This window comes from Pandoraea sp. B-6 (genome assembly GCF_000282835.1).
Lineage (GTDB): Bacteria > Pseudomonadota > Gammaproteobacteria > Burkholderiales > Burkholderiaceae > Pandoraea > Pandoraea cepalis.
On sequence record NZ_KB290525.1, the window covers coordinates 10350 to 15612 of the forward strand.

General features: G+C 66.2%; 4 protein-coding genes and 1 pseudogene. 1 reads left to right on the forward strand and 4 read right to left on the reverse strand.

The window, feature by feature from the left end; translation table 11 throughout:
- The 4 genes from A985_RS25355 to A985_RS0112725 form a co-directional block, all read right to left on the reverse strand.
- Positions 1-1249: ComEC/Rec2 family competence protein (locus A985_RS25355; protein WP_157211451.1), on the reverse strand; the 1249-nt coding region annotated here is incomplete at its 3' end.
- Positions 1250-1293: 44 nt separating this feature from the next.
- Complete coding sequence (locus tag A985_RS0112715) at positions 1294-2160, reverse strand: TatD family hydrolase (RefSeq protein ID WP_017233784.1); 867 nt, start codon at positions 2158-2160, stop codon at positions 1294-1296.
- Between the two features lie 209 nt (positions 2161-2369).
- Complete coding sequence (lolD, locus tag A985_RS0112720) at positions 2370-3107, reverse strand: lipoprotein-releasing ABC transporter ATP-binding protein LolD (protein ID WP_017233785.1); 738 nt, start codon at positions 3105-3107, stop codon at positions 2370-2372.
- Positions 3100-4353: a lipoprotein-releasing ABC transporter permease subunit gene (locus A985_RS0112725; RefSeq protein ID WP_017233786.1), complete on the reverse strand. Its 1254-nt coding sequence runs from the start codon at positions 4351-4353 to the stop codon at positions 3100-3102. Before A985_RS0112725 ends, lolD begins: the two co-directional genes overlap by 8 nt.
- Positions 4354-4596: 243 nt before the next feature.
- Here A985_RS0112725 and A985_RS28570 point away from each other — a divergent pair.
- Positions 4597-5263: pseudogene (locus A985_RS28570) on the forward strand (hypothetical protein); the annotation flags it as partial.

A 5263-nucleotide genomic window follows, 5' to 3' on the forward strand; every position in this document is an offset into this window, starting at 1 on the left:
GCAAGGCGAACACCAGAATCGCCACCATGCCGACGGCGCGCCGCACCGGAACGCCCCACCCCGCCACCGCCCCGTACGCCACCGCCGCCAGCAGACCGGCGACGGCCGCCGCCTTGGGCGCAGGCCACCATAGCGGCAAACTGAAGCGCCGTGTGCAAGCGCGCCGCCAGAGCGTGCCAACCAGTGTCGCGAGCACACCCGCCACGAGCGACACATGCAATCCGGAAATCGCCAGCAAGTGACTTACACCGGTATCCGCAAAAACCTGCCAGTCGTCGACCGCGATATCCCCCCGCTCCCCCAGCGCCAGCGCGATCAAGACACCGCCGTATCGCGCCGACGGCCCGAGTCCGGCACGAAGTTTGTCGCGCAGCTGTTCTCGCCAGGCTACGAATCGATAACCGGGCACAGTCTCGGCTTGCAGACGCAGCGGGCCCTTTGTCCTTGTTGCTTCGCCTCTGCCGCTCAACGCCCGCACGTATCCCGTCGCGCGAATGCCGCGCACCAGCGCCGTCAACTCGGCATCGGCCCCATGCCAATTCGCAAAACCTCTCGGCGCTTTGAGCCGCACCGGCAATCGCCACCGCTCACCCGCGTGCGGACTTCCCGCCGCCGCCCCACCCGGGCCCCATTTGCCGCCGAACCGCGAGCGCCCCGGCCACACCAACTCAATGGCCTTCGGCACGCGCACCTCCCGGCACAGCGCTGCGCGGGTATCGGCGTCGCTTCGATCGCCGCGCATATCCGACATTGAGCGCACCGTCGCGGACACCGGCATCTCACATCGTTCGTCCAAGACGTACGCGCGCTCCGCATCGAACGCGAACCGCTGCCCATCATCCGTCGGCGCAGGCAGTCCGGCCACGACACCGACGACCATCAAGTCGCGCCCCTCCAGTTCGACGGGCAGCCGATCGTTCAATCGCGCCTCCGCCCGAAGCGCTGCCCACGAATAACCGAAAACACCCGCGCAAAGCGCCAGTACGGCCACCACGCTCCGGTGACGCCAGCGCTCGCCGTCGTGCGCGCCGCTTCGTGCGAAGCGTGCGCCACCGTCCCGCGTCGTCAGGATGGCGCGCGCAGCACCGCGGTCGCGCCCCACGACGCCCCGGATCGCCCACACCGCCCACAGGGCAAACACGCCCGCGGCAACGCCGAGCGCGGCACCGAACGCTCGCCCCTGAGGCAACACGGACGCCTGCTGCAGCCACCAGACGCCGGCGACCCACGCAAGCAGCACAAGTCTCATGACGTCACCACGTCATGTATTCGCGACCGCGCAACGCCGCAGCGTCAGCGCGCCAAGCCGTCGGAGATATCGGAGATGTCGGCGATCAGAGAAACGCCGGTAACCGGCCCGTCGCCCGGCGCCATGGCCATGGCGCCAGCCAGACGCGGCAGCACGCGCCAAGCATTGCGGCAAGTCGCCTGCGCCAGGGCTGCAGTCGTCACCCCGCGCAGGTCCGCCAGCACTTGCGCAATGCGCGGCAACTCGACCGGGCTATTACGCTGCTTGTAGCGCCATTGCGGCGCAATATCGGGCGCGTCGGTCTCCAGCACGAGCGCATCGAGCGGCAGATCCGACGCGAGACGCCGGATCTGCAGGGCGCGCTCGAAGGTCATCTGCCCGCCAAACCCCAGGCAGAAGCCACGCTCGACGAACGTGTCTGCTTGCTGCCGGCTGCCGTTGAACGCGTGCGCGATGCCGCCGCGCGGGGTGAAGATGCGCAGTTGCTTGAGCAAGGCATCCTGCGAGCGACGCACGTGAAGGATGACGGGCAAATCGAAGTCGCGCGCGATCTTCAACTGCTCGACATAAAAGAATTGCTGACGCTCGGGGTCCAGCGTCGTCACGAAGAAATCGAGACCGATCTCGCCGATACCGACGAAGCGCGGATCGCCCATCGCCCGCACGACGGCACGGCGCAGCGTGGCGATGTCCTCGTCGCGCGCGCGTGGCGTGTAGAGCGGATGAATCCCCAGCGCGTAAGCGCCCCCGGGAATTGCGCGAGCCGCGGCGCGCGCCTCGTCGAACGTTGCGCATTCGACGGCGGGCACCACGAGCCCCACCACGCCGGCAGCAGTGGCGTCAGCGATCACGGTCGCACGGTCGGCGTCGAACTCGGCCGCATCGAGATGGCAATGGGTATCGATCCACATGGTCAAAGGTCCTTGAACGTCAATTCTACGGGTCGTTGACAAGGCTCGCACACCGTTCTCGCGATGACCATCGGACGACGCCGCGTTACGGTCTATGACGTTGCCGAAATCGACGGCGGCCGCCGCCTCGCGAAATGCGAAACGCCGGGGAGAACCCCGGCGTTTCGCGCACGTCAGCCGCCGCTCGCGCTAATGCGCTTGCACCACGGTCATGCCGGTTCCAGCACCCCATCGCGCAGTCGCAGGGCACGATCGCAGCGCTTCGCCAGATCGATGTCGTGCGTCACGATCACGAAGCTGGTCTTCAGGGTCTCCGACAACTCGAGCATCAGTTCGAACACGGTCTCGGCGGTATGCCCGTCGAGGTTGCCGGTCGGCTCGTCAGCCAGCACGCAAGCCGGCTGCGTGACCAGCGCGCGCGCCATTGCCACGCGCTGACGCTCCCCCCCCGACAACTCCGACGGACGGTGCTTCACACGCGAGCCGAGCCCGACACGCTCGAGCATGGCCTGCGCCACCGCTTGCGCCTGCTCGGTCGGCAAGCGGCGAATGCGCAGCGGCATCGCCACGTTATCGAGCGCCGAAAACTCGGCCAGCAGGTGGTGGAACTGATAGACGAAGCCGAGCGATTGATTGCGCTGCGACGTCTTTTCGCGCTCGCGCAACGACGAAAACGGTTTGCCGAGCAGCGACACCTCGCCGCGCGACGGATCGTCGAGCCCGCCCAACACGTGCAGCAATGTGCTCTTGCCCGATCCCGACGCGCCCACGATGGCCACCTTCTCGCCGGGGGCCACGTCGAGACTCGCGCCGTTGAGCACCGTCACATTGAGCTGGCCTTGACGGAACGTCTTGTGCAGATCGCGCGCGCGCAGCACCGGTCCGTCATAGGCAAGGTTCGGCACACCGGCCAACGATGCATTCGCTTGATTCTTGGCGTTACTCATAGCGCAGGGCCTCCGCCGGTTTGACGCGCGAGGCGCGCCAGCTCGGGTAGATCGTCGCCAGCGCCGAGAGGATGAACGAAATCACCCCGATGCGGATCACGTCCGACGACTGCAGATCCGAGGGCAATTCGGAGATGAAATAGATGTCTTGCGGCAGGAAGTGGATACCCAGCAAGTGCTCGATGAATGGCACGATGGTGCCGATATTCACCGAGATCAGGCAGCCCAGCGCCACGCCGAGCAGCGCTCCGGCAAAACCGATCGTCACGCCCTGCACAATGAAGATCTTCATGATCGAGCCGGGCTGTGCGCCCAGCGTGCGCAGAATGGCGATGTCCGCATATTTGTCGGTCACCGTCATCACCAGCGAGGACACCAGATTGAAGGCCGCCACGGCGATGATGAGCGTCAGGATGATGAACATCATGCGCTTTTCGGTCTGCACCGCGATGAACCAGTTCTTGTTCTGCTGCGTCCAGTCGCGCACCCACATATTGCCGGACAGGGTTTTGGCCAGCTCGCGCGCCACGAGCGGCGCCCGCTCCATGTCATGGATCTTCAGCCGCACGCCGGTCGGGCCGTCGAGTCGCAAGAGCGTCTCGGCATCGTGCAGATCGATGAGCGCCAGCGAGCTGTCGTATTCGTAGTGCCCCGCCGTGAAAACGGCCACCACCGTGAACTGTTTCACGCGCGGCAACACGCCCGCGGGCGTGATCGTCCCTTGCGGGGCGACGAGGGTGATCTTGTCGCCGATGCTCACGCCAAGCGCCCGCGCCAGTTCGCGACCGAGCACGATACCGAAGCTGCCCGGCGTGAGGTTGGCGAGCGAGCCCTCGGTAATCTGCTTGCCGAGATCGGACACCTTGGCTTCCTCGCTCGGAACAATGCCGCGCAACACCACGCCGCGCACGTTGTCCTCGCGCGTGAGCATGGCCTGCTCGCCCACGTAGGGCGCCGCCGCAATCACATTCTTGTTCTGCAACGCTTCAGCCGCCGTGCGATGCCAGTCGGGCAGATTGCCGTCGACCGCGAAGACTTCGATGTGCGCAAGCACGGAGAGCATGCGGTCCCGCACTTCCTTCTGAAAACCGTTCATCACCGACAGCACCACGATCAGTGCCGCCACGCCGAGCGCAATGCCGGCCATGGAGATGAATGAAATGAAGGAAATGAAACCGTTGCCGGATGATCGCTTGCCGGTGCGCGTATAGCGCCAGCCGATCTGCCATTCGTATGGGAATTTCAAACGGATTCCTGATTCTTGATAAGGATCGATCGGAGCGTTCCAGCGCCAGTCCGCACCGGTGCCCAGCCCCCATGTATCTGACCACCACGTGGCCCCCTGTCGTCGCGGCCCGGCGGCCACCCGACCTGAACCCGGCTCGACACATGGCTCGTTCAGCCCCCGACGTGAGGGTCAGCCAACTGCCAGCGCGAAGTTTGCCATACAATTCGCCTCGATATGGATACACCTGCCCTGCACTTTCTCTTGCCGTTCGCGTTGCCCGCGTCGGCCCATTTGCCCGCACTGCTGGCCAACTTGGAGTTGCCTGCGCTCGAAAAGTTGCTCGCGCGCGGCGTCCAGGCTGCGCAGGACGTGCCAGCCGACCCGTTTGTCCCCACGCTGCCCCATGAACGCTGGCTGACCGAAGCCTTCGGCCTGCCCGGCGGGCCGTCGCGCGCGCCGCTCGCGCCTTTCATGCTGTTCGAGGACAGCGGCATGCTCGACACCCGGTTCTGGTACTGCGCGCAGCCGGCGCACATCCACATCGCCACCGACCACCTGGTGCTGACCGATCCCGCCGAACTCGCGTTGAGCCACGAGGATTCAGCCGCCCTGTTCGCCACCGCACACGCCCTGTTCGCGGAGGTCGGCGGCGACCTCGTCGCCCCGCGCCCGGACCGGTGGTACCTGAGCGCGCCGGCGCTGGGCGACCTGCTCACCGCGTCGCCCGCGCGCGCGGCCGGCCGCAACGTCGACATCTGGCTGCCGCAAGGCAAGGCCGAACTGACGTGGCGCAAATGGCAGAACGAAGTCCAGATGGCCTGGTACGACCATCCGGCCAATCAGGCGCGCGAAGCTCGCGGCCTGCCACCGGTCAATGCCATCTGGCTGTACGGCGGCGGTCAGCGCATTGCCGCGCCGCGCCTGAACC

Bases quoted from the DNA above. Each gene is read 5' to 3' on its own strand.
- A985_RS0112715 (WP_017233784.1), bottom strand. From the start codon at position 2,160: ATGTGGATCGATACCCATTGCCATCTCGATGCGGCCGAGTTCGACGCC.
- lolD (WP_017233785.1), bottom strand. From the start codon at position 3,107: ATGAGTAACGCCAAGAATCAAGCGAATGCATCGTTGGCCGGTGTGCCG.